The sequence below is a fragment of the Acidobacteriota bacterium genome (assembly GCA_003225175.1).
Classification (GTDB): domain Bacteria; phylum Acidobacteriota; class Terriglobia; order Terriglobales; family Acidobacteriaceae; genus Gp1-AA112.
This window is the reverse complement of the sequence record QIBA01000241.1, coordinates 1-1708: the sequence shown is the minus strand read 5'-3', so window position 1 is coordinate 1708 and position 1708 is coordinate 1. Positions and strand designations below refer to the sequence as shown.

The 1708-nt window shown below is 57.3% G+C and carries 2 protein-coding genes; both read right to left on the bottom strand.

All coding sequences use genetic code 11. From position 1 onward, the window contains the following. Window positions 1-102: 102 nt before the first annotated feature. On the bottom strand, window positions 103-912 hold the full coding sequence (locus tag DMG62_24985; protein PYY19110.1) for a hypothetical protein: 810 nt from the start codon (window positions 910-912) through the stop codon (window positions 103-105). A gap of 363 nt (window positions 913-1275) precedes the next feature. Continuing rightward, window positions 1276-1470: a hypothetical protein gene (locus DMG62_24980; GenBank protein ID PYY19109.1), complete on the bottom strand. Its 195-nt coding sequence runs from the start codon at window positions 1468-1470 to the stop codon at window positions 1276-1278. Window positions 1471-1708: the final 238 nt, after the last annotated feature.

Below are 1708 nucleotides of genomic sequence, written 5' to 3'. Positions count from 1 at the left end.
CAACAAACGCCAGAGCCCCTCGTCTAATCCGCCACGTGTGTTCGTTGTTTATTCATGCCTTCCCCGATTTCTCCCTCAGGCAACCAGTCGGAAATGTCGTTGTCATTGCTTCCTCATCGTCTGGGTCCGCAAAAGCCAGAGCGGCAAATCGCGCATTAATCGTGGGTTCGACGCGCCGAATTCGTCCGAGGCTGAGTCTTTTCCGTTTTCAGTCACTGAGGCTGCAAGGATCCCGATGGCGTTACCGGTTTCTGAAACGATCGGCGAGCCGGACAGGCCGCCTTCAATCGGTTGCGCGGGTTTTGAGACCCAGAGCGGACCATCAATCCTTTTCATCCACTGGACCTGGCATCCAAACCATTCCCCTTTCAGGCTAAGAAGAAAGCCGCGGGACTTTTCCGGTGCCTCTGTAATTCGGAACGGTGTAGCGTATTCCAGAAGCGCACGGTAAGCGGCTGCTTCATCGGCAATGGTCTGAGCGTCGGGAAGGCCAACCACGGCCACGTCAGCGATAGGATTTATGAACAGACACTCGCAGGCAACAGTCGGGGCGGAGCCGAGCGGGCCAAGCATGTTCCGGTAAACGTGTTCTTCGGAGTAAGCGATGCCGAACCCCGAAGGAAGCCAGGGCAGGCAGTGGCTGGGAGTCACAACAAGGTGTTCGCCGCGGTGCTCGACGACAAACCCGCGTCCCTTGCCAACAGTAATCACCGTGCCTTTGGGCTTTTCCCTTTCGGCTGGCCGTATCGCTCTGATCCGCGCCTCCGCGGAAAGCTCTTGCGCAGCTTTTCGCATCTTAGGCCGGAACCATTCATGGATGTGGCTGCCGTACTTGGGTCGCGCCTGCCCTTCGCGTTGTTTCTCCTGCCGCAGGTGACAGTCGGCGAGTATCTTCGTCTCTTCGGGTTTCATCACTTGATCAGCTTCTCCCAGTCATGAAGCACGCCTACTCCCGCCCGAACTCTTCGAGCTCGCCCCCCGCGTCGAAACCGATTTGATCGAGCTCCACATTCGCATTGAGGACCACACTTGTTTGGTTCGATAGGCCGAACGTGGCCACGCCACTGGCACTCTCTGGGATGCTAGCAGGCGTCCAGTTCGGCGCCGTATTTCACTAGCCGCTGGTCGCATTGAGATTCCAGGTGGCGCTGCCGGCGTAAACGGCGCTGAGCACACAGGAGAAAGCGTTAGAACCATGGCACGGGACAGCATGGGAGATTTCATGGCGGCAATTATGCCTTGTCCTCATTTAAAAGGAAAGCGGATTCGTAATGACTACTGCACGACCATGAGTGTTGCTGTAGCGAGTCTACTGACGGTTCGCAGAGCGGGTCCGCCGAGTTCAAGCTGAGCGTTCACTTTCTCCAAGCCCGCAGTAAGCGCTTCAATTTGCTTTTGCTGCACGTCAACCTGGCGACGTGCTTTTAGAAACTCGTTGAGCACCATCGCGTTCACATTCGCTACGAACACCTGGAGTACGCTTGCGTCTCAACCTCCAGTTATCACATTCGGCTCACAACCACCACTGACGAACTCGGGCGCGGGTGTGGAGTCGGACCCCGGCCTGGGTGTTGGAGTAGGTCTTGAAGTCGTTGTAGGCGTCGCCGTTGGCGTTGCTGTTGCAGTAGCCGTTGCTGTCGCAGTCGGAGTGGCCATCCGCGTGCGTGTTGGTGTCCCGCCGCCACCGCAGAGCCAATTACCTGCATTG